Origin of the sequence: Pandoraea apista, assembly GCF_001465595.2 — a bacterium.
Lineage (GTDB): Bacteria > Pseudomonadota > Gammaproteobacteria > Burkholderiales > Burkholderiaceae > Pandoraea > Pandoraea apista.
This window is the reverse complement of record NZ_CP013481.2, coordinates 951,377-970,337: the sequence shown is the minus strand read 5'-3', so window position 1 is coordinate 970,337 and position 18,961 is coordinate 951,377. Positions and strand designations below refer to the sequence as shown.

The following is an 18,961-nucleotide window of genomic DNA, read 5'->3' as shown; positions in this document are numbered from 1 at the left end:
CCGTCACGCCAGCGCATCGAGCACCAGCGGCTCGATGCTGCGGGCGCGGTCGATCTTCTCGGCGATCTTGAAAGCGGCGTCCAGTTCGCCGATGCCGTACTGCTGCATCAACTGGAAACGCTCGGCCTTCTCTTCCGGCTCGGTCTGAGCCAGCGCCAGGTACAGGCTGGGCGGCACCGCGCGGAATAGCACTTCCATGCTCTTGGAAAGGATCACGCCCTCGCTGAACTTGCCGGCCTCCTTGCGGGCCGACAGCATCAGCGCCTTCTGCGCCGCGTTCAGCTCGCGAAAGCGCGCGATCTTCTCCACCTCGTCGGGCGGCATCGAGAGGCAGATCCACCACTCGATCATGTTGAGCATGGGCTCGGCGGCCTTGGGCAGGTCGTCGATGTTCTGCGTCGCCAGCCAGTACCAGGCGCCGAGCTTGCGCCACATCTTCGTGATCTTGACGACGTAGGGCGCAAGCAGCGGGTTCTTGGTGATGATGTGCCCCTCGTCCGTCACGTTGATGATCGGCCGGCCGAGGAACTGGTCGCGCTCGGCGATGTTGTTGACCGTGTTGATAAGGCTGATGTAGGCGATGGAAAGCTGCGCGTTGTAGCCCTCGCGTGCGAAGGTCGCCAGATCGACGATGGTGATGTCGGCCTCGGGCCAGGGCGTGCCGGGCCGGTCGAACATCTCGCCGTCCACGCCCTGGCAGAACATATCCATCGCGTCGGCCATTTCCAGCAGCCGCGCGCGCCGCACCTCGGGTAGTGCCGTATCGCGGGCGCGCTCGCGCAGCGCATCGCGCACGTCGCGCGTCAGGACGGTGCGCTGGTTGGCCACGCAACGCTGGGCCGCATCGAGGATGCACTGGCGGATCAGGCTGCGGTCGGCGCGCGTCATGCGCGCCTCTTCCTTGTCCTCGCCGCCGGTGATCATCAGCCGCGCGGTGATTTCCAGTTCCCCCAGCACGTCACGCTGCTCGTCGGCATCCGCTGCCTGTGCCGCTTCGTCGCGGTCCTCGTCCAGGGCGTCGGCATCCAGCGTCTGCACCTGGCTGGGCGTTTCCACCAGCCGGTGGGCGTCGGCGAACGGCGCGAGGCTCACCCCGGCACCGGGGGCCAGCTTAACGCGATGCACCTTCATGCCTAGCCGCGCCGCGAAGTCGCCGAACAGGCCGAAGCTGTTGCCCGCCTCGACGATGAACAGCCGCGGCCGGTAGATCGCCGTCACCTGGTTCAGGATGTTGTTGAGCGTGGCGCTTTTGCCCGAGCCGGTGGGACCGAACAGGAACAGGTGAGCGTTCATCTGCCGGTCGAGCCGGTTCAGCGGGTCGAAGGTGATCGGCCCGCCGCCGCGGTTGAAGAACGTGATGCCCGGATTGCCGGTGCCCTGGCTGCGGCCCCACACCGGCGCGAGGTTCGCCGCGTGCTGCGCGAACATCAGTTGCGTGTACCACTGGCGCTTGTCGGTGGCCGGATCGAACACGCACGGGAGCCAGCGCAGGTAGCTGTTGAGCGGCGCCACCTCGTCTTCCTCGCGCACCGGCTGCAGGCCGGCGTTGAGCATGACGTTGACCAGTTGCAGGCCGCGGGCGTCGAGCTGCGCGAGGTCGCGTCCGCGCAGATAGAAGGCAAGCGCACCGCGGTAGAGCTTGTGCGCGCTGCCGATCAGCCCGCGCGCTTCCTGCACGTCGCGGCGCGTCTGCTCCGAAGCCAGCGTCTCGCCGACCGACTTCTTGCTCAGGTGGTTCAGGTGCCCTTCGAGCACGTCCTGCGGCGTCGCGACGACGGTCAGGCACATCACCGTGTCCTCGGGCATCTGGTCGAACAGCGCGTTGACGGCATCGCCGCCCTTGCGCGTTTCGCCGGTGACGTGGCCGGTCGCAGGCGGCATGCGCAACCGGTCCATCACGATGATCCGGTGCGGCATGCCGTCGAGCAGCCACGTGCCGTTCGCCACGTCCGAGCGCGGCTGGCCGAAGAACAGGCGCTGCGCGAAGTCTCCGCTGGCCAGCTCGATCTCGCCGTCTTCGACTGCCTCGGGGTAGCGCGTGAGCGCATAGAAGCGCTCGCGGTCGTCGGCGCTGGGGCCGAGCAGCGTCGGGTGCGGGTTGAACCAGCGCAGCAGCCAGTCGTGGATGTCGGCCGCCTCCATGCGGCGGGATTTCACGCCCGCGTTGGCGAGGCCGCCCACGAGCCGGTCGCAGATCGTCGTCAACGCCTGCTCGGGGGACTGGCCGCGCCGCGATGCGGTCGTAGCGTTCGCGCGCCGGTAGACCACCATTCGCACGCGCCGGACCTGGCCGCGCCACGGCAGCCGCGTCACCGTGGTGTCCTCGAACAGCCCGCCGGGCTTGGCAATGGCGCGCAGGTGGTGCCCAAAGAAACGCAGGTAGAAGTCCGTGAAGGCGCTGCCCTGGGCGCGCGGCCGCACATAGTCGGCCAGCCCGCGCAGGTAGGTGTCCCAGGTCGATTCGTCCTGGGCGTAGAGCTGCACGACCCACGGGTTCTCGTCGAGTTCGTCGAACGAGTCCTGCAGCGCGTTCTCCAGTGCATCGCGTGCCTGCCACAGCCAGGCCATCTCACGGCCTTCGGTGCCGACCGGGGCCAGTTCGAAGAAGCCCGCAACCGACTGGCCGTCTTCCAGCAACATGCTCTTGGAGCCGGGCAGGTACTCCATCCACGGCAACAGGTCGGCGAAGGACGGTGCCACGCCGTAGAGCGCCTGCAGGTCCGCTTCGGTGGTCGGCGGGCGCGGCTGGCTGCCCATCGCGCTGCCGGGCTCGGGAATGCCGTGCGCGGCCAGCGTCGAGACATGCTGCGACCAGGCGTCATCGGCATCCAGGTCGGGGCCGGCGGGCGTGACGGCCTTGCGTGCCCAGGGCAACGACCAAGCCATCAGTAGTCCTCCAGGCGCTCGCCAGGCATCGCGTACTGCACGCGCTGGTAGAGCGGGAACACGGTGGTGTAGCCGGGCACGGGCACCGGGTCGGTGCCGGCCAGGTGCGGGAACACGTACATCACTAGGTCCGGGTTCGGCAGGCGTCGGAACTGGCGGTAAATCTCGTTGGCCGCGGTGCGCGTGTAGGCGGCAGCGGCGGCGGGCACCGCCTGCACGTCGGCCTCGGTCAGCGGCCGGCGCAAGTCCTGGCGTGCATCGAGCAGTTGCCGCGCTGCCTGCCCACCACCGGCGCTGCCGCCCGTCTCCTGATTCCACACGTCGAGCATGGTGTGATCGCCGTGCGGCAGCAACTTGTCCTTGCTGGTGGCGCAGCCGCCCAGCACCAGGACCGCGCACAGGATCGCGGCCGATTCAATCCAAATCCGACGCATGCTTGCCTCCGATGCGTTGATTGACCCGGCGCCCCTTGGCGTCGTAGTCGATGTTGAGCGGCTGCTCCAGATGCACCGCGACCTTGGCGCCGGGCCGCACGTAGACGGCGGCGAAGGCTTGGCCGTAAAGCTTGTTGACCCAATCGGCCATGTCGCGGACGCCCCCGGCCAGGATGCGGCCCATCGCCTCGTTGCCGCTGATGCCTACCGTGCCAAGCGAGCCGTTGCCGTTAGCGACCACGGCCACGCTTCCGTTGTCCGACTTGATCAGTGAAGCGGCGCCGGCGCCGGCCGCGGTGATGAGGGCTTGCGAACCCAGGTACTGCTGCGCGTTGCTGCGCCGTTCGCCGCTGACGCAGGGGATGCCGTAGGGATCGCTGATCCAGCCCAGGCCGCCTTGCGTCGTGCTGTTTGCACCATTGCCCTGGCCGCCGCCGCTCTGGTTGCGGTTGCCGTCCTCCGGCATCGTGCGCACCGTGCCGTCGTTGAAGACGAACGTCACCGAGCGAATCTGGCCGCGCACGCAGGAAAGCGTCCAGTCGCCCGAGGCCGTGCCGCTGACCACCGCGCCCGCCACGTCGGGAATGTCGATGCCGTTGGCGGTGAGGTTGTCCGGGCCGATCAGCACCTTGAAGGGGTACGGGTCGTTGACCGTGCCGTCGATCGGCACGCGGCCGATCAGCGCGGTCATCGCGATGGAGCCCATCAGCGTCGAGTTCGACGGCACCGTGTAGACCGGCTTGGACGACGTGCCCACGGCGCGGCTGCCTGCATCCGCGACGGTGCTGGCCACGTTGTCGGCCGTGTCGGAAAGCGTCTTCTGCGCCGGCCCGAAGCTGGTCGGAAAGTTCAGGCCGCCGCTGCTGCCGTTCTTCGCCGAAGGCTTCGCATCGTCCGGTTCCACCCAGCGCGTGCCGCTGGTGCTGCGCGCGGCGCCGCCCTGGCTGCCGCTGAAGCCCTTGCCGTCGCCGTCCTCCAGGCCGAGCCCGACCGGCAGATCGGCCTGGCCGCCCTTGCCGGAAAGCCCATCCAGGCGCCGCTGCAGGTCTTGCAGCAGGCCCTGGGTCTGCTGGCGGTCGCCGGCCAACTGCTCGCGGTCCTGCTGCAGGCGGCCGCGTTCACCATCCAGCGCGGACTGGATGCGCTGGTCGATCGCGCTTTCCCGCGCGCGCATACGCTCGTTCTCGCTCTTCTGGTTCTTGTTGTCGTTGAGCGCCGTCTGCAGCTCGTTGCGCAACTGCTTGACCTGGGCCACCAGTGTGGCAACGGTATCGCGCGGCGTGTCGCCCTCGATGCCCAGCGCCTTCATCTCTTCGGGCGTGAGCGAGTTGGCGCTGCCGGCCGGAACGGGCTTGGCGCCGCGATCCCCGGAGAACATCTTGATGCCGACGAACAGCAGCACCAGCGCCATCGGGATCAGCAGCCACTTCAGGAGGGGGTTACTTTTCATGGCGGGCACCTCCTTCGGCCTGGCCGGCCGCCGCGGCCGGCGGCAGGTTCACCGTCGCGTCGATCGGTGAGAGCTTGGGCAGCAGCGACTCGGCCAGGCCGTGGCCACGGGTCACGAGGTAGACCACCGTGGTGTCGGCGGCGCGGCCGGCCGGCGCCAGATTCGGGTGCTGGAAGGTCGCGGCGAGAAAGTCGCCCTGCAGCGCGCGGGGATCGAGGTCGAGCCAGCGCCCGGAGGCGTTGGTGAGCTTCACCGCCGTCACCCACTGGTCTTCGAGCCGCCAAGCGGCCAGCGCCTGCGCACGCACCGGCAGTGTGGGCAGCAAGGTGGAAAGCTCCAGCCCACGGCGCAGATTGACGCGGCCGAGGCCGGGAACGGGCTCCACGGTGCGCAGCGGCGCGTAGAGGTTCTGCGCCGCATAGCGCGTGAGCACAACCGCCACCGGCGTGGCGCGCTTCGCTGCGGGTACGGTGCGCTCCGCATCGTCGTCTGCCGGCTTGGCCGGCTCGCCGTAGCGCGTCGCCGGCACGTCGCCTTCGACGATGCGCACGGGTTCGAGTGCAGGCTGGCCCGCCTTCGCCGGCTCGGCCGCGATGTCCAGCAGGATCAGCGCGCCCGACTCCACGTCCTGCAGTTGCAGCCGTGTGGGCGGGATCGGCGCGCTCGCGCGCAGGTAGATCGCGCCACCAGCGCTCTGCACGCGCAACTGCTCGCCAACCGTGGGCGGCACACCGATGCGCACGTTGCGCTCGATGAACACCACGCGCTCCTGGCCGACCACCAGCGGCACCGCCAGCGGCAGGCGCTCCCAGCGCAGGATTTCGACGGCATGGGCCGCAGGCACGAAGGCCAGGCACAGCAGCAGGCCAGCCAGGGCCGCCGCAGATGAACGCTTCACGAGGGACTTCATGGGGTGTCTCCCTGCAAGTTGGAGCCGGCGCTTGCGGCCCGGCCGGGCGGCGCCGCAGGCGGCGGGGTCTCGATGCGCTCCGGCGCGCGTGCATGGCAGTCCAGCGCCAGGCCGAAGGGGTTGCGCTCGGGGTCCACGTCCATGCGCACAACCTTGAGTGCATAGCGCACGAGCGCGCGCTTGACCTGCTCGGCGCCCAGGTACTCGTCGGCGCTCACGTCCAGCGTGACGATCCAGTTGTTGGCCGACACGGTGCGCACGCGCATGGCCGGCTCGTCGCCGTAGCCGCGGCCGGGAATCTCGTAGATGCCGCGCACGCGCTGGCGTAGCTCGCCGTTGCTGCGCCGGAATTCGTAGTCCTGCTGCAGGAAGGCACGGCAGCTCGGCGTGAAGTACGCAGACAGTGCATGCAGGTTGCGCGGGTAGTCCTGCTCGCCATTGGTCGGCCAGCGCTGGGCCTGCTGCCAAATGTAGAAGGTGAAGGCGTAGACGCTCTCCGGCGGCACGTCCCACCACTTGCGCGTGCTGCCCGAGCGCAGGTCGGGTGGCACGTGGATGGTCAGGCTCTTGGGTGCGCTCCACCAGCCGAAGCCGAGCAGCAGCGCCACGACGAACAGTGCGGCGCCAGCCAGGCGCAAGGTCTTCACATGCGCCTGCAGGTGCGCGACCTCGTTCTTGAATCGGCTCATGGTCTACCTCGACGCAGGGACGGATCGGGCCGCAGGCGCCGCGTGGACCACCAGCCCGACCGGGTGATGAGCTGGCCCCCGCCCGCATGCGCAGCCAGCGCGGGGTAGCGCAGCGCGAGGCGCCACTGGAGCTGGCGGTACAGCCAGGTGTCGGGCCGGCCGCGCTTCCACCGCCGCAGCAGGCCGCCGCCCACGAAGACACCGACACCGATGCCGGCGACGATCAGCGTGGGCACCATCGCGATGCTGTGCGTCAGCCAGGCCAGCGGTACGCCGGCCACGAGACCGGCCGCGCCGGACAGCCCGGCGCAGACCCACAGCTCGTCGGCCGTGAGCCCGCGCACGACCACCGGGTGGCGGTTGAGGCGGTGCGGCAGGAAGGTCACGAGCCCGTCGCGCGACGGACTCTCCAGGGCGCCGGCCATCGTTGCCGGGCCTTACAGGACGCCGGTAGCCTTGGTCAGCAGCCAGATGCCGACGACCAGCAGGATCGCGCCCACCGCGACGGTCAACCCGAACTGCCCCCACGTTGCGCGGCCGGTGTGGATCTCGGCGTAGCGCGTGTAGGCGTGGTAGCAGACGCCGACGAACATCGAGGCGACGACGAGCAGCGCGATCAGCAGCACGATGTCGTAGCCGTAGTTTTGCAGCGTCTGCATGATGCCGCTGCCGGTGCCGCGCGACGGGTCTTCCAGCGTGGGAAGGTCGGCGAACGACGGCAGCGGCGTGGCGGCGATGCCCAGCGGGATCAGCAGCGCGGCGATGCGCGCGGCGGGCCGCGACGTGGGACGGCGAGAAGTAGCGGGAGCGTTCATGGCGAAGTACCTTTCATGGGGTCAGGACAGGAGGAAAAAGCCCAGCACCAGGTACATCGCGACGAAGCGCACGATGACGCCGAGGAACTGGCGTTGGGTCAGGTGGTGCTCGGCCCAGCCGACATAGGCAGTGCGCATCGCCCACACGCCCCACAGCAGCAGGATGGCGAAGACGAAGCCGAGCACGACGGTGGAGACGGCCCCGGGCGCGAAGCCGCCGTTGGCCGTGAAGGCGGCGACCTGATCGGCGGAAGGCGTCATGACGACGGCGCCTCCTTGGGCGACGTCGCAGGCGCCGCGTTACTGCGCGTGTAGTCACCGGCCAGCGGCACGGGATCACGCGGCTGGGCGCGTTGCGGAACGAGGTAGTCGCGCACGCCGGTGCGCACGCGCTCCAGGTCGGCGCGCAGCCGCGCGTAGTCGAAGTGGTAGCGGGCGCGCTCCTGCGGCGCGGTGGTGGCGGCGTGCTCGGCGAGGCGGTCCAGCAGTTCGAGCTGGCGCGTTACCGCGGCGAGCATCTCGCGCTCCGCAGCGTTGTCGGAGGCGTCAGCGGCGATGGCGGGCTGCAATCCGGCAGCGGCAAGCAGCAGCGCGGCAACACGCACGGCCCAGGGTGCCTCGACGGCGAAGCGCCGAACCTGCGCGGGATTGCGAGTGGTTTCCATCGAGCCGTTCTCCGAGGGATGCGGATGGCTCGATGCTCAAACGGCCGGTCTTCCGGCGCCGCAATCAATCGGAACCGGCCAGCCACCGCTTTCCGCGGCAAACTCCGCTGCAGAGGAAGGAATTTCCCCGATGACGTCGTCTTTAATGCACTACCGTCTGAGTGGAGGTGCAAGTCAAGACGATGATGGTTGTTGCGCTAGTGCTCTACTCCACGGGGAAGAATATCGACCCTTCGCCTGATCTCGGCACCAACTCTGCATACAGAGATCTACGCCCGATGATGACAGCGAGCACTGGCCGCTTGTCCCGACGCTGCGCTGCCAACAAAGTCCATTCAGATCTGTCAAGGCTAGAAGGCTGGGGATGGTCTTCCGGGTGGGTATGCCATTCGCCTAAATAGCGGACAGTTCCCTGACTCGCCGTCCATCGCGACAACGCAATAGCCTCATGACCAAACGGCATCCGCTCGAACAGATAGCGAAACCGCTTGTCCCACGCGGTAGGAACCGTCGCCTGCTCAATGAGCAAATGGGCTCCATGTACAGAACCAAGCAAGAGTCCGCCCGCTTCGCAGTCGGCATCACTAGCCTGGATATGCTGACTGAATGTCTCCAGCGTCTGGGTCGAAAAATGCAGCAACCTGCTCTTGTCGCCAGTTGCCCAGGACCCTAGGAATTGCATAGAGGGCAATCATGATCTCGCAGAGGATCGCAGTCAGGCGTGGCCGGATGATGGGTCTGGTCGATCAGCCGGGTCCGCAATGCAGGAGAGTGGACGCCCTTGACCCAATCAAGGGCCATCTCAGCACCCAAGCTGGCTGCCTGCACCGACACCGAAGCCGGAAATGGCACATACAAGCCCTCGCACCCGTGGCCTGCCAAGATGTTAGGCAGAGCATCAATGGTCGAGCGAAGTTCGCCTCTTCTGTGGCTCTGCCATAGGCATCGGTAGCACGCACCCGATGCGTTCGTTCTCAGGAGCGCACGCACAGCCGTTCCCGGCCCTTCGATCCAAACAGAAAGCATGGGCGTGGGAGCCCTGTAGCGGCCGCACAGCCAATGCCCGAGGGATTCTTCGCCGGTGGCATCGATGAGTAGGTCCAGCTTTCCCAGTTGGGCCTGTCTCACGTCCACGGGGAGCGCATGAACCTCGACGCCTGGCGACAAGCGCTTGAGTTCCTTCGCCATCGCCTCAGCCTTGTTCGACAACAGGTCCGGGAAGCCGAGCCGATGCCGTCCGATGTTCTGTGGAAGGAGGCCATCAAAATCCACCAGCGTGAGTTTCCCTCCGCATGATCCTGCCCCGGCCTTGACCAGCATGTCCGAGAGGTATCCGCCGATCGTGCCGCAACCCACAAGTGCGATTCGTTTCCCCGCCAACGTTTTCGACTTGGGGATGTTGCGCTGGGCCAGATACCGGTCATCGATCCTGATCACTGAGACGGGCATTACCTTCAGCCCAAAACTCGAATCCCTGCGATCAGCAAGCTTGGTCTTTTGACTCACTTGGTGGTCAAAGAGCACGGCAAAGCCGTAGGTCATCAGTGGCGATTCGATGATGATCAGGACGCCATTTGCTTTTTTGCTTTGCCCTTCCTTGATTCGTTCGTGAATCTTGCGCCGACACCGTGGGTCCAGGGTGCTTTGCCAAGCCAAGACGTCCCCCACCGTTTCGGGGGGCCAGTGGCTGGTTAGTGGGCGGGGTTGCGCGGTGGTCTTGACCCGGTATGTCAGCACCGTTTTATCAGTGACCTGGTAGCCGAGTGAATGCAACTTTCTTGTTGTTCGATCTTCGTTGTCGGTGATGAACCAGAGTGGATTCCCATTGGCTTGCGCAACGATACAGTTTTGTCGCCCCAGATCTTCGCCTTGCATGTCCACAAAACAAAGCCAGCCGTTCCAGTAGGCAAAGAACTCTTCGGCGAGATCTTCGATCATCTCGCCCTTCAAGATCTGCCCGAGCACCGCTGCCGCCCGTTGCAGGCACGCCAAGGACTGCCCTACAGGATCGTAGATGTCCAGCACGACAGTTCCCTTGGCCAGATAGCAAAGGCCGCCCTCCGCGCCAAGATGAGGAACTGCATTGGGCAGTTCAGGCGGAATTTCGAGCAGCCGAATGCGAGGCAGGTCGAAGAAGGTAGGGTCGAGCTGAACCTCACATGGAATGCCATCGTCCGCGCCGCACGGGATCAACGGCCCCCTCAGCTTGAACCAGCCGTCGTCCGTCTTGCCGACAAACTCGAAGCCTTGCAGCCTGAAGGCTTCGACCACATCGGAGACCACGGCGACGCTGCTCATCCGGCCTTCGTGCGCCCGACCAATTCGCTCGGACCAGCCGTAGCCGGCGCTGCGGCAATGGTGGCGACAACGGATACCACCTTGACCCGGTCCGGCTCGTTCGGAAAACGCGGACCGAATTCGCCTTGCATCCAGACGCAGGCCTGTGAAGGGCTGCCGGCGTTGGTGGCTCCGCGCAGCACTTTTTCGAATGCTTCGAACGCTTTCGCAGCCTCTTCGACGCCCTCTTTACCAAGGCGTGCAGTAAGCGACTCCGACTCATCAACGGGGTTGTTCACCCCCGCGCGCAGCCGGGCCGGCAATGCCGCGACGACATCCAGCAACGCCAGGTCGTCGCGCCGATCCCGCTTCTCGAATAGCGGAGCCGCAGCGGCCATCAACAGAATCGAAGCCGGTCCACCGCTCGACCACCGCCAATCGCGAAACGCCTTCAAGTAGCGAATCACGCGGCGGAACTGTTCGCCCTTGGCCTCCACCTCGCCCAAAAACCATTCCTTCACAGGCCTGGGGTCGGAGGGCATCCAGTTGCACTCGCGGTGAGCCAGGAGCACTTTATCAGCGGGCAATGCCGTCCAGGCATCCCGCTCTGCCATGTTCACCGCCTCCGTCAGCGAGTCATAGCCGTATCGCTCCATCGAGGCTTTCGCGAGCGTGACGAATTCTTCGTCGGGGATGGCGTACAACGGAATGTCGATGTGGGCATAGGCCGCAATGACAATCCGGATGCATGTCGGCTTGTCGGTGACAAGCTTCCAGTGCTTCTCCTCGACCAACAGCCTCAAGGCTTCTTCAGCAGCTGCAAAGAACACCGTTGTGGCCCTGCTGGGACGCTTCGTCTGCGAGACAAAACTCAACGGCAGATAGCAACCATCATCGACATCCGCCTGCTGGGGCCGTTGTGCCGGGCCGTTCAAGGTCTTGTACGCCCACGATCCTTGCGTGAAGAAGCGTGGCTGCGGCACGTCGTCCGTGTACCCGCGTTCGCGCAGCACGCGCGGAATTCCGGTGCGAAGGCAGTTCCTGACATCATTTCGGGCGCTGGCGATCCAGGCTCGTTGCTCGGGCGACAGATCCAGCTCGTCATGCATGCAGGATTCGTCATCGACGGTGGTAAAGAAAAGCGGGCTCAGGTTCAGCATTCGGCCTCCGGCACATTCTTGTTGGGGCCGTGATAGAAGGTGGGTGCGCCGGCCTGGTGCGCTCGAAACGGTTGGAAAAGAGGGTCGCCAAGCGCGCGCTGCGCTGCATGATTGCCGCGGTCCTTCAGCGTATTCGTGGCGCCGATGGAAACCCGGTCCAGCGCCTTTACGTCCTTGCTTTGATCGGGCGTGGCCTTGTCGTCGATCTGGAAGTAGTTGCTACCCAACGACTGGCGCAGCATGTAGTCCACCGACGACTCCTGGGCAGAGATCACCAGATCGAACAGCCCTCCGCGCCACTTGCCGAATCCGCGGTCGAGGCTGGCGCCGCCACGGACGGTTGCACCGATCGTCATCGTGCCGATGGACAGCACCCGGACCAGTGCATTCTGTTTCGGCGCGAGGAACGTATTGACTTCGTGCAGCCCGAACAGTCCTGGCGCATTGCCGACCAGTCCTCCATCCGCAAAGACGCCACGATCGTTGCGCGTTAGCGGAAAGTAAACGGGCGCAGCGGCGGTCGCCAACGCCACATCCACGATCCTCATGCGGTGGTCCATCTCAAATGAGGGATGGTGAGGCGTTTTGAAGAACTGGCCGCGCCCCGTCGAGTAGTTGACGGCTGGCACGAGAACGCGGTGCTTCAAGTTGCCGATCGTGGCGTCTTGAAAGCGCTCGGTCAGCACGCCCCGCAACCCTGCGGAGTCGTGCTTGGCGGTCAACCAGAAGCCCAGAAGGCGCCGAGCGAGACTTCGGCAACCAAAGATGCGGGAGCCCTGTCGTTCGAACAAGGCTTTGAGTTCAATGGCGGGGATTTCCGCGGCCAGCCCCAAGGCCAGCATCCCGCCTGCAGAGGTGCCGCAGATCAGGTCGAAGTGCGAAGCGATGGGGCGGCCTAGCACGGCTTCAAGCTCGGCAAGAACCGTCGCTGTGTACAAGCCGCGATAGCCGCCCCCAGATAGGGCGAGCACATGGTAGGTGGGCACGCCCATCATGGCACTCAGCCCTTCGGCGGGAAGGAGTCGTTACCGTGGCTGTCCTTGTCACGGATGCGACCGTCCGGACGGTGGATGACCAGTTCGGACTGCTGGTTGCGTGCGATGTCCCGCGCCGCGTCAATGGCCTGCTGCTGCGTATCGTGCACGGAGGTTGCCCGTTGATTGCCGGCACCCTTGACGGCCCAACCGTCCTGGTGAGGAACTACATGCTGATTTTTGCCTGTCATGGCGAATTTCCTAAAGTTGAACCATCGAGACCCCGGCCAGCCGGCCGGGTTGCCAATGACCACCGGTTGAAGCAAAATTCGTTGCTCTTGCAGACAACGGGCGAGTCAAGCCAAATCAACTTGCTGCAGTCGTAGAACTCACTTCTGTTGTCTGGCTGGACAACAATGTATCAGACTTGGTGCCAAGCTGCAAATGGTGGGCTTGGTGCCGCAGAACGCAACTGCTTCGGACCGGACACACACCGTTGTCCGCCGCAGCCACAAGGAACGGAACGGATGTCACAAACAGGCCTGGGCGTCGCCCTCAAGACGCTACGCGAGCGCAGAACCCTCTCATTGCGCGAAATCGGTCAACTGTCTTCGGTGGACCATGCCTATGTCCACCGGCTGGAGTCCGGCGAAAAGACAAATCCGTCAGTGGACTTAGTCGAGAAGCTGCTGAAGGTTCTCAAACCAGGTGAAAGAGATGCTGCGCTGGTGATGTGGCTTGTCGACCATGCGGAGGCCGATCCCCGCCTTGTTGAATTCGTGCTGAACGATCCTTCCATCAGCATCGGCATCTTTTCGGCTGCAGCAGGCGTGAGGCATCGTGGAAATACAAGGCCCGATCCCGCGACACTGATCGCCCGGATACAGCGAGCATTCGAGGACGAGGATGACTGAATATGGATGAAGCGGATGTCACACAGAAAGCACGGGCCTTTGTTGCGAAGGTTGATGTGTCCGGCATCCGAGAAGACCTGACGCCCTATGTGGTCGCGGCCAACGCCAAAGTCAAGAAAGAGGAGCTTAGTGAGGGGGAGTCCGGCTACACGATCACCAAGCCGAATGGCAAGCACGTGATCACGGTGAATTCGCTGGAGACAGAAGAACGCCAACGCTTCACCATCTGCCACGAAATTGCGCATATCGTCCTTGCGCTGGAATCGAGCCACGAAGAGGTGCCGTCCTGGTCCTATGCGAAGCGGCATCCGAACGAAATCGCATGCGACACTTTCGCCGCCGAGTTGCTGATGCCGTATCAGCAATGGCTATCGCTTGTGCCCAAGGAAGAACCTTCGCTGGAGCTGATCCAGGGCATGGCGGCGCTTTTCAGCACATCATTTCCCGCCGCTGCGTCGCGGTTCGCCTCCCTCAGCGACATCCCTTGCGCCTTCGTCACCATGGAGCGCGGTGCAGTGCGCTACGCGGCACGCTCCACCAGTTTGCGACAGGCTGGGGCTTGGATATCTCCCAGGTCTGCCATTCCTGTCGGCTCTGTGGCTCACCGTCTCCGTTCTTCAGGCAGCAGTGCTGCCGACACAGATGAGGTTGCACAAGACATCTGGTTCGACAACTGGGAAAAGGGCCTCGATCTCTGGGAACTCTCCAGGCACTACGCACGTACTGACACCACGACCTCGCTGCTCTGGTTCGACAGCGACGATTTACCTGAGGTCGAAGTGAACCGCTTCGGTGTACGCGTCGAGGACGACGGTGGCTTGGCTGAACTCACTGGGCAGCTACCGTGGCCGGGACGCAGCAGGCGCCGCTGAGGCCATTTGCGTTCGTGTGTCTGAGTGGCCACATGGCCTCGAAGATGTAGGGTGGATGCAGTGTCAAAGGTCAAAAGATGTTTGGTGTCGATGAGTCGCCATGAAGAGTGAGACGGAGATTATCTTGAACCGCTTTCACAGATACTTCTTGAACGTCGCCGACGCGATGCACACCGCGACGCCGAGCAGCGCCGCGCTGGGCAGCAGGATCAGCAGCGGATGCACGCTGACCGGCAGCGCGAGGTAAGTGACCCAGGGCAGCACCGCCAGCGGCATCAGGCTGGCTCTCGCCCGGTGGTAGACGAAGCCCGATTCGCGGCCGGCGCCGAAGCCGCGCACGTCGCGGCGCACGAGCCCGTCCACCAGGCCGGTGAAGGCCGCCATCAGGAACAGCGGCAAGGTCAGGACCAGCACCAGCAGCCGCACGAGGAACACCAGCACTGTGTACGCCGAGGCGATCAGGTAGCTCTCGACATGCACGTAGAGCTGACCGATGTAGTAGCGGAAGTCCTGCGCCTGGCTGCGCGCGCCGGCACGCGATTGCGCCGCCGCGTCGCGTATCCAGTCCAGCAGGCCCGTTTTCACGAACAGTCCTTGGTAGGCCCACTCGACGAGCTGGAGGGCGCTGCGCCCCGGCTCCTGCACCAGCACGCTTTGCGTGAAATGCTCCGAGACCTGCGACAGCTCGTAGTTCAGCATGCCCTGCGCATGGCGCCAGCCCTGCTCGGGCCAGAAGAAGTGCATGCCGATGCACTCGATCGCGATGCACAGCACCAGCGAACCGGCCAACACCCCGAACAGCCGGAACGGCAGCGTGATGAGGCCTGCGATCAGGCCCTGCTGGCGAACCTGCTGGCGCTGGACGGCGACGGCGGGGTCGCTCATGCCGTGGCCCCTTCATCCGCGCTGGCCATCTGCTTGAAGTCGGCGAGCAAGTCGTCGGGCAGTGCTTGGTCCTGCAGTCCGGGAAGCCCATTGTTGTCCCACCAATCGCCGGCCTCGACGTAGTGCTGGCGCATGTAGCCGGCCAGCTCCTGCAAATCCTTGGGCATGGCCTCGTCGGGGTCGGGCGCCGGCAAGGGCATGCGCACCTTCCAGAGGTGCCCGCCCTCGATCAGTGCAAAGCACTGGCCCTTGGGCAGCCCGACCACGTGCGCCGGTTCAATCAGCGGCACGCTGTTGCTGCTGATGCGGTCCTGCGTGTTGGAGGTGAAGGCGGTGTTGCCGGTCGGGTCCGAGCTGTCGGTGGCGCCGCTCATCACCGTCGTCGTGTAGACCTCGACCTTGGGCAGTTGCCGCGTCAGCAGTTCGGCCGTGGCGGTCTCGCGCACGCGCAGCATGAACAGGTTGTTGAAGTTGCCCACCACCTGGCCCGCCTTCGCGCGGTTGCCGATGCGTGCCTCGATGTCCGAGAGGGTCTGCGTGTAGGCCGTGACCTGGACGCCCGCGCCGCCGCCCTTGTTGACCATGGGTATGAACTCGTCGCCCATGAGTTCGTTGAACTCGTCGGCATGGACGTTGATGGGCACCTTGATGCCCGTCGCGGCACCCGGCAGGCCGTCGTCGATGCCGAACTTGTAGATGTGACCCGCGACGGATACGAGGTCGGAGAACATCGAATTGCCGACCGCCGCCGCGACTTCCGCGTCCGACAGTGCATCGAGGCCGACATAGACCACGGCCCGCTTCCTGATGATCTGCATCCAGTCGAAGATCGGGCGTGGGTCGGCGAGGTCCGAATAGTTCGGCGCCAGCAACTGCGCGATCTTGCCGGTGGTCAGCTTCTCCAGCAGCGGTAGGAGCGATGCGACGATCTTGTCGAAGTACGTCCTGTCGTAGCGCACCGCGCTGCGCAGGCCGTCGAGCACAGGGTCGTAGATGCGCACCTGCGACAGGTACTGCTCCAGCGCGACGACGCGCTTCTCGCGGCCGATCATGTTGCGCGGGATGTTCTTGTCGTTCAGCTTGGCTTCGAGCTGGACGATGACCTCCCAGGCCTTGGGCTCGTTCCGGGCGAAGTAGTGCTGGGCGTACTCGATGAACAGCGCATCGATGTTGATGACATGGCGCTGGATCAGCAGGTAGTCGGGCCGCTGCCCCAGCTCGACCAACGCCCGCGCGATGATGTTGACGAAGCGCCAGGCGAACTCGCGGAACGCCGCGCTGTTGCCTTCACCGGAAAGCTGGCCGGCGATGCGCGTGGCAACTTCCGAGATGCGTCCGAAGCGGCCCACCGCGTTGTAGCGGGCGCTGATGTCCGGCCAGCCCAGGTGGAAAACGTAGAACTCGCCTTCGCGTCCGGCGCGCTTGGCCTCCACGTACATGCGCTTCAACAGATCCGCATCGCCCTTGGGATCGAAGACGATCACGACCTCGTGCTGTCCATTGACCTTGCGCCGGATGTCCTGCGTGATGAACAGCTCGGCCAGGCGGGTCTTGCCGACGCGCGTGGTGCCTAACACCAAGCTGTGGCCGACGCGCTCGGCCAACGGCAGGGTGACGTCGACCTCGTGCGGCTCGATGCCGTGCAGCCGCGGCAGGCCGCCCACCGGCGGCAGCGGCCGCGCCGGGTTCAGCGGGCTGTCCCAGGCCAGGGCCTTCGCCATCTTGGACAACGGGTACGGCGCGAACTCCAGGCGCTCTTCCATGCGCCGTGCCATCCGATAGATTGCCGTCGGCTCCACGTAGCGACGGAACTCCGACCGATACGTCTGCATCAGTCGGTGCGTGTGACGCTGGTCCCAGTGGAAGCCCCGGCCGACGAACAGCCGCTGCTGGCTGACCGGCACGTCGCGGCTGGTCATCACGTAGCGCGGCAGGCGCCGGATGTTGCGCCGGTAGCGCAGGATGGCCCAGGCGTCGCGAAAGCGCAGCGCGCCGAAGGTGAGGAAAGCGAGCGCGCTGCCCAGGCCCAGCAAGGGACTCAGCGCGAGCGACCACGGGGCCACCAGGCACAGAAACGCGGCGCCCGCACAGACCGCGACGGTGTATAGCTCCACCGCTGGCCGCAGCAAGACTTCGACGGCTTGGGACTGGGGCATGGCAGGTGCTTCACGTCACGTCAGGGCTCGATGCCGGTGGCGGTGATCAGCACCGGGTAGTGCTTGAGCCCCAAGCGCTGCGCCAGCTCGTCGCCCGAGGCCGGCGACAGCATCAAGCCCGGTGCGAGGCGACGCAGCGCGGCCAGGGCTTCGGGCGTCGCCACGTTGACCACCAAGCCCACGGCGCGTAGCGCCTGCAAGTCCTTGCCCCGTCGTTGGAGCCAGGCTCGTGAGCGGTCGTCGTCGCCGATCAGGAACAGCGGCGTCAGGCCCGGCGCGCGGATCACGCGGCGCGGCTCGTCGCCGGGTGTCAGCCGCATCGAGCGCACCGGCAGCATGGCCGCCTCGGCTTCGGCCGGGCCGCCAATGCGCGGCTTGGTTTGCGGCGTGGCTGGCTGACCGGGCTGCGCATCCTGCGGATTCAAGGCCCGGTAGTACGGCAGCGCCGAGGTGCCGCCTTTGTCCTCGACCACGATCAGCGGCGGGGAACTGTTCTTGGTAACGGGGCCGCGGTCCTGCGCGTCTGCGGTGGTGGCCAGCAGCGCCGCAGTCGCGGCGACGAGGATGCGGTTCATGGCATGGGACTCCGGGCAGAGGGAAGTGAGGCTCCCGGCCCGAGCACGCGGGTCAGGTGCTGGTGGACGCTGCGGCGGTAACGGGCGGCGGGCGCCCCGCCCGCGGGGCGGTGGTAGCGGCCGATGGCGACCAGCCAGTCCTCGCCCGGCGTGTGCTGCTCCTGCAGGATTTCCGCGGCGATGGCGAGGTTGCGGTATGGGTCGAGCAGCTCGCAGGGATGCGCGTAGCGGTGCGCGTGGTAGCCGAGGTTGACCTGGCCGAGGCCGGCGTCGATGCGGTTGACCGGCGTGCGGGCGAGCGCCCGGCGGATGCCGGCGCAGGCCTCGGCCCGCGTGGCATAGCGTTCGGCGCGGCCGGCGACGTTGAGCGTCCACGGCCACGGGATCAGCCGGCCGCGCAGCCGGGCGCCGCTCTCCTGCAGCGCCACCGCATACAGCACCGGCGACGGCACGCCCGCCTGCTGGGCGGCGAGCTGGTAGGCGGGTGGTGGCACCTCCTGGCCGAAGACGATGGCGGCATGGGCGCTGAGGCCGAGGACCAAGGCCGCGCAGCCTGCACGGCGGGTTACTGCCGCTGCCATTGGCCGTTGACCTCGCGCACCACGGCGGGCAGATCGCCGGGCAGGCCGAGCGACAGCCAGCGCCCGGCGTCATGGTTGAGCGTGATGGTGCGGGAGCGCACGCGGCCGGCGTCGATGCCGGCCTGCGTCGCCCACTGGCGGATGCGGGCGTCCTCCTGGCGGCTGCCGACCATGTAGAGGTCGAAGGCGGTGCCGGCCACCTGCAGCTGGCGCACGCGCTGCTCGCACGACGGGCACTCGGCCTTCACGAAAACCGCCAGCCGGCCCGAGCCCCGGTTGCCGGCGCCCGGCGCCTTCGCACCCGGCATGTTCACGCGCTGCTGTCCCGGATAGAGCCGCTTCCACGCCGCGTCGTAGGCCCGCTGGTAGGCCAGCGTCTTGCCCACGCGCTTCGATTCCGCCTGCACCTGCAGCTCCGCATAGCGGTTGCGTTCCTCGTCGCTGCGCGCCTCGATGCCCAGCGCCGTGAGCGGATCGAGGTTCGGGGAATAGATGCCCAGCGGCCCCTGCATCAGTTGGCGGTAGCGCGCCCACTCATCGGAGCGCAGGCCCCAATCGCGCGCCAGCCGTTCGTCCAGCGCGGCGTCGCTGCTGTTCTGAATCTGGGCGGGCACCGTGCGCGAGGACGCGACCGGCGCCGACTGTGCCGAGGCCGTGCCTGCCGTTCCTGCGACAGCGGCGAGGATGGCGGCGAAGCAGATCGCGGCGTGCTTCATGG

At 66.0% G+C, this 18,961-nt stretch carries 21 protein-coding genes; 2 read left to right on the top strand and 19 right to left on the bottom strand.

Going from position 1 to position 18,961, the window contains the following annotated elements; translation table 11 throughout:
• Positions 1-3: 3 nt before the first annotated feature.
• The 14 genes from AT395_RS04510 to AT395_RS04445 all read right to left on the bottom strand — a co-directional run bounded on the left by AT395_RS04510 (position 4) and on the right by AT395_RS04445 (position 12,511).
• A complete protein-coding gene (locus tag AT395_RS04510; RefSeq protein WP_004265608.1) occupies positions 4-2,886 on the bottom strand; it encodes a conjugative transfer ATPase in 2,883 nt (960 codons plus the stop codon).
• Complete coding sequence (locus AT395_RS04505) at positions 2,886-3,320, bottom strand: TIGR03751 family conjugal transfer lipoprotein (RefSeq protein WP_004265606.1); 435 nt, start codon at positions 3,318-3,320, stop codon at positions 2,886-2,888. Before AT395_RS04505 ends, AT395_RS04510 begins: the two co-directional genes overlap by 1 nt.
• On the bottom strand, positions 3,301-4,770 hold the full coding sequence (locus AT395_RS04500; RefSeq protein WP_048627970.1) for a TIGR03752 family integrating conjugative element protein: 1,470 nt from the start codon (positions 4,768-4,770) through the stop codon (positions 3,301-3,303). Before AT395_RS04500 ends, AT395_RS04505 begins: the two co-directional genes overlap by 20 nt.
• A complete protein-coding gene (locus tag AT395_RS04495) occupies positions 4,760-5,680 on the bottom strand; it encodes a TIGR03749 family integrating conjugative element protein (protein WP_003454777.1) in 921 nt (306 codons plus the stop codon). The genes AT395_RS04500 and AT395_RS04495 overlap by 11 nt, the downstream gene beginning before the upstream one ends.
• The gene (locus AT395_RS04490) at positions 5,677-6,369 is read right to left on the bottom strand and encodes a PFL_4703 family integrating conjugative element protein (RefSeq protein ID WP_003454780.1); all 693 of its coding nucleotides are present in this window, start codon (positions 6,367-6,369) and stop codon (positions 5,677-5,679) included. Before AT395_RS04490 ends, AT395_RS04495 begins: the two co-directional genes overlap by 4 nt.
• Positions 6,366-6,794 (bottom strand): TIGR03750 family conjugal transfer protein, encoded by a 429-nt coding sequence (locus tag AT395_RS04485; RefSeq protein WP_003454784.1) that lies wholly within the window; start codon positions 6,792-6,794, stop codon positions 6,366-6,368. The genes AT395_RS04490 and AT395_RS04485 overlap by 4 nt, the downstream gene beginning before the upstream one ends.
• Before the next feature lie 12 nt (positions 6,795-6,806).
• Positions 6,807-7,184 carry a TIGR03745 family integrating conjugative element membrane protein gene (locus tag AT395_RS04480; protein ID WP_003454787.1) on the bottom strand — a complete coding sequence of 126 codons (378 nt, stop codon included), beginning with the start codon at positions 7,182-7,184 and terminating at the stop codon, positions 6,807-6,809.
• Positions 7,185-7,205: 21 nt separating this feature from the next.
• On the bottom strand, positions 7,206-7,445 hold the full coding sequence (locus AT395_RS04475; RefSeq protein ID WP_003454790.1) for a TIGR03758 family integrating conjugative element protein: 240 nt from the start codon (positions 7,443-7,445) through the stop codon (positions 7,206-7,208).
• On the bottom strand, positions 7,442-7,849 hold the full coding sequence (locus AT395_RS04470; RefSeq protein WP_004265602.1) for an integrative conjugative element protein, RAQPRD family: 408 nt from the start codon (positions 7,847-7,849) through the stop codon (positions 7,442-7,444). Before AT395_RS04470 ends, AT395_RS04475 begins: the two co-directional genes overlap by 4 nt.
• Positions 7,850-8,054: 205 nt before the next feature.
• A complete protein-coding gene (locus tag AT395_RS04465; RefSeq protein ID WP_003454794.1) occupies positions 8,055-8,531 on the bottom strand; it encodes a Mov34/MPN/PAD-1 family protein in 477 nt (158 codons plus the stop codon).
• Positions 8,519-10,147: a ThiF family adenylyltransferase gene (locus AT395_RS04460; protein WP_048627971.1), complete on the bottom strand. Its 1,629-nt coding sequence runs from the start codon at positions 10,145-10,147 to the stop codon at positions 8,519-8,521. Before AT395_RS04460 ends, AT395_RS04465 begins: the two co-directional genes overlap by 13 nt.
• Complete coding sequence (locus AT395_RS04455) at positions 10,144-11,286, bottom strand: CBASS cGAMP synthase (RefSeq protein WP_003454798.1); 1,143 nt, start codon at positions 11,284-11,286, stop codon at positions 10,144-10,146. Before AT395_RS04455 ends, AT395_RS04460 begins: the two co-directional genes overlap by 4 nt.
• On the bottom strand, positions 11,280-12,281 hold the full coding sequence (locus AT395_RS04450; RefSeq protein ID WP_048627972.1) for a CBASS cGAMP-activated phospholipase: 1,002 nt from the start codon (positions 12,279-12,281) through the stop codon (positions 11,280-11,282). The genes AT395_RS04455 and AT395_RS04450 overlap by 7 nt, the downstream gene beginning before the upstream one ends.
• Before the next feature lie 5 nt (positions 12,282-12,286).
• Positions 12,287-12,511: a DUF2188 domain-containing protein gene (locus tag AT395_RS04445; protein ID WP_003454802.1), complete on the bottom strand. Its 225-nt coding sequence runs from the start codon at positions 12,509-12,511 to the stop codon at positions 12,287-12,289.
• Positions 12,512-12,787: 276 nt separating this feature from the next.
• On the opposite strand from AT395_RS04445, the gene AT395_RS04440 reads away from it, so the two are divergent.
• Together AT395_RS04440 and AT395_RS04435 are read left to right on the top strand one after the other, a co-directional pair.
• Entirely contained in the window at positions 12,788-13,174 is a 387-nt protein-coding gene (locus AT395_RS04440; protein WP_048627973.1) for a helix-turn-helix domain-containing protein, read from the top strand.
• 2 nt (positions 13,175-13,176) lie between these two features.
• Positions 13,177-14,046, top strand: a complete 870-nt coding sequence (locus AT395_RS04435; RefSeq protein WP_003454806.1) for an ImmA/IrrE family metallo-endopeptidase — start codon at positions 13,177-13,179, stop codon at positions 14,044-14,046.
• 135 nt (positions 14,047-14,181) lie between these two features.
• On the opposite strand, the gene AT395_RS04430 is transcribed toward AT395_RS04435, so the two are convergent.
• Genes AT395_RS04430 through AT395_RS04410 form a run of 5 tightly spaced genes read right to left on the bottom strand, consistent with a single transcriptional unit; the run spans position 14,182 to position 18,959 of the window.
• Positions 14,182-14,931 (bottom strand): TIGR03747 family integrating conjugative element membrane protein, encoded by a 750-nt coding sequence (locus AT395_RS04430; RefSeq protein WP_004265580.1) that lies wholly within the window; start codon positions 14,929-14,931, stop codon positions 14,182-14,184.
• The gene (gene traD / locus AT395_RS04425; RefSeq protein ID WP_004265579.1) at positions 14,928-17,087 is read right to left on the bottom strand and encodes a type IV conjugative transfer system coupling protein TraD; all 2,160 of its coding nucleotides are present in this window, start codon (positions 17,085-17,087) and stop codon (positions 14,928-14,930) included. Before traD ends, AT395_RS04430 begins: the two co-directional genes overlap by 4 nt.
• Before the next feature lie 20 nt (positions 17,088-17,107).
• Positions 17,108-17,662, bottom strand: coding sequence for an integrating conjugative element protein (locus AT395_RS04420; RefSeq protein ID WP_004265578.1), 555 nt, complete (start codon positions 17,660-17,662; stop codon positions 17,108-17,110).
• Positions 17,659-18,243 carry a lysozyme family protein gene (locus AT395_RS04415; protein ID WP_016451647.1) on the bottom strand — a complete coding sequence of 195 codons (585 nt, stop codon included), beginning with the start codon at positions 18,241-18,243 and terminating at the stop codon, positions 17,659-17,661. The genes AT395_RS04420 and AT395_RS04415 overlap by 4 nt, the downstream gene beginning before the upstream one ends.
• Entirely contained in the window at positions 18,228-18,959 is a 732-nt protein-coding gene (locus AT395_RS04410; RefSeq protein ID WP_004265574.1) for a TIGR03759 family integrating conjugative element protein, read from the bottom strand. Before AT395_RS04410 ends, AT395_RS04415 begins: the two co-directional genes overlap by 16 nt.
• Positions 18,960-18,961 lie beyond the last annotated feature (2 nt).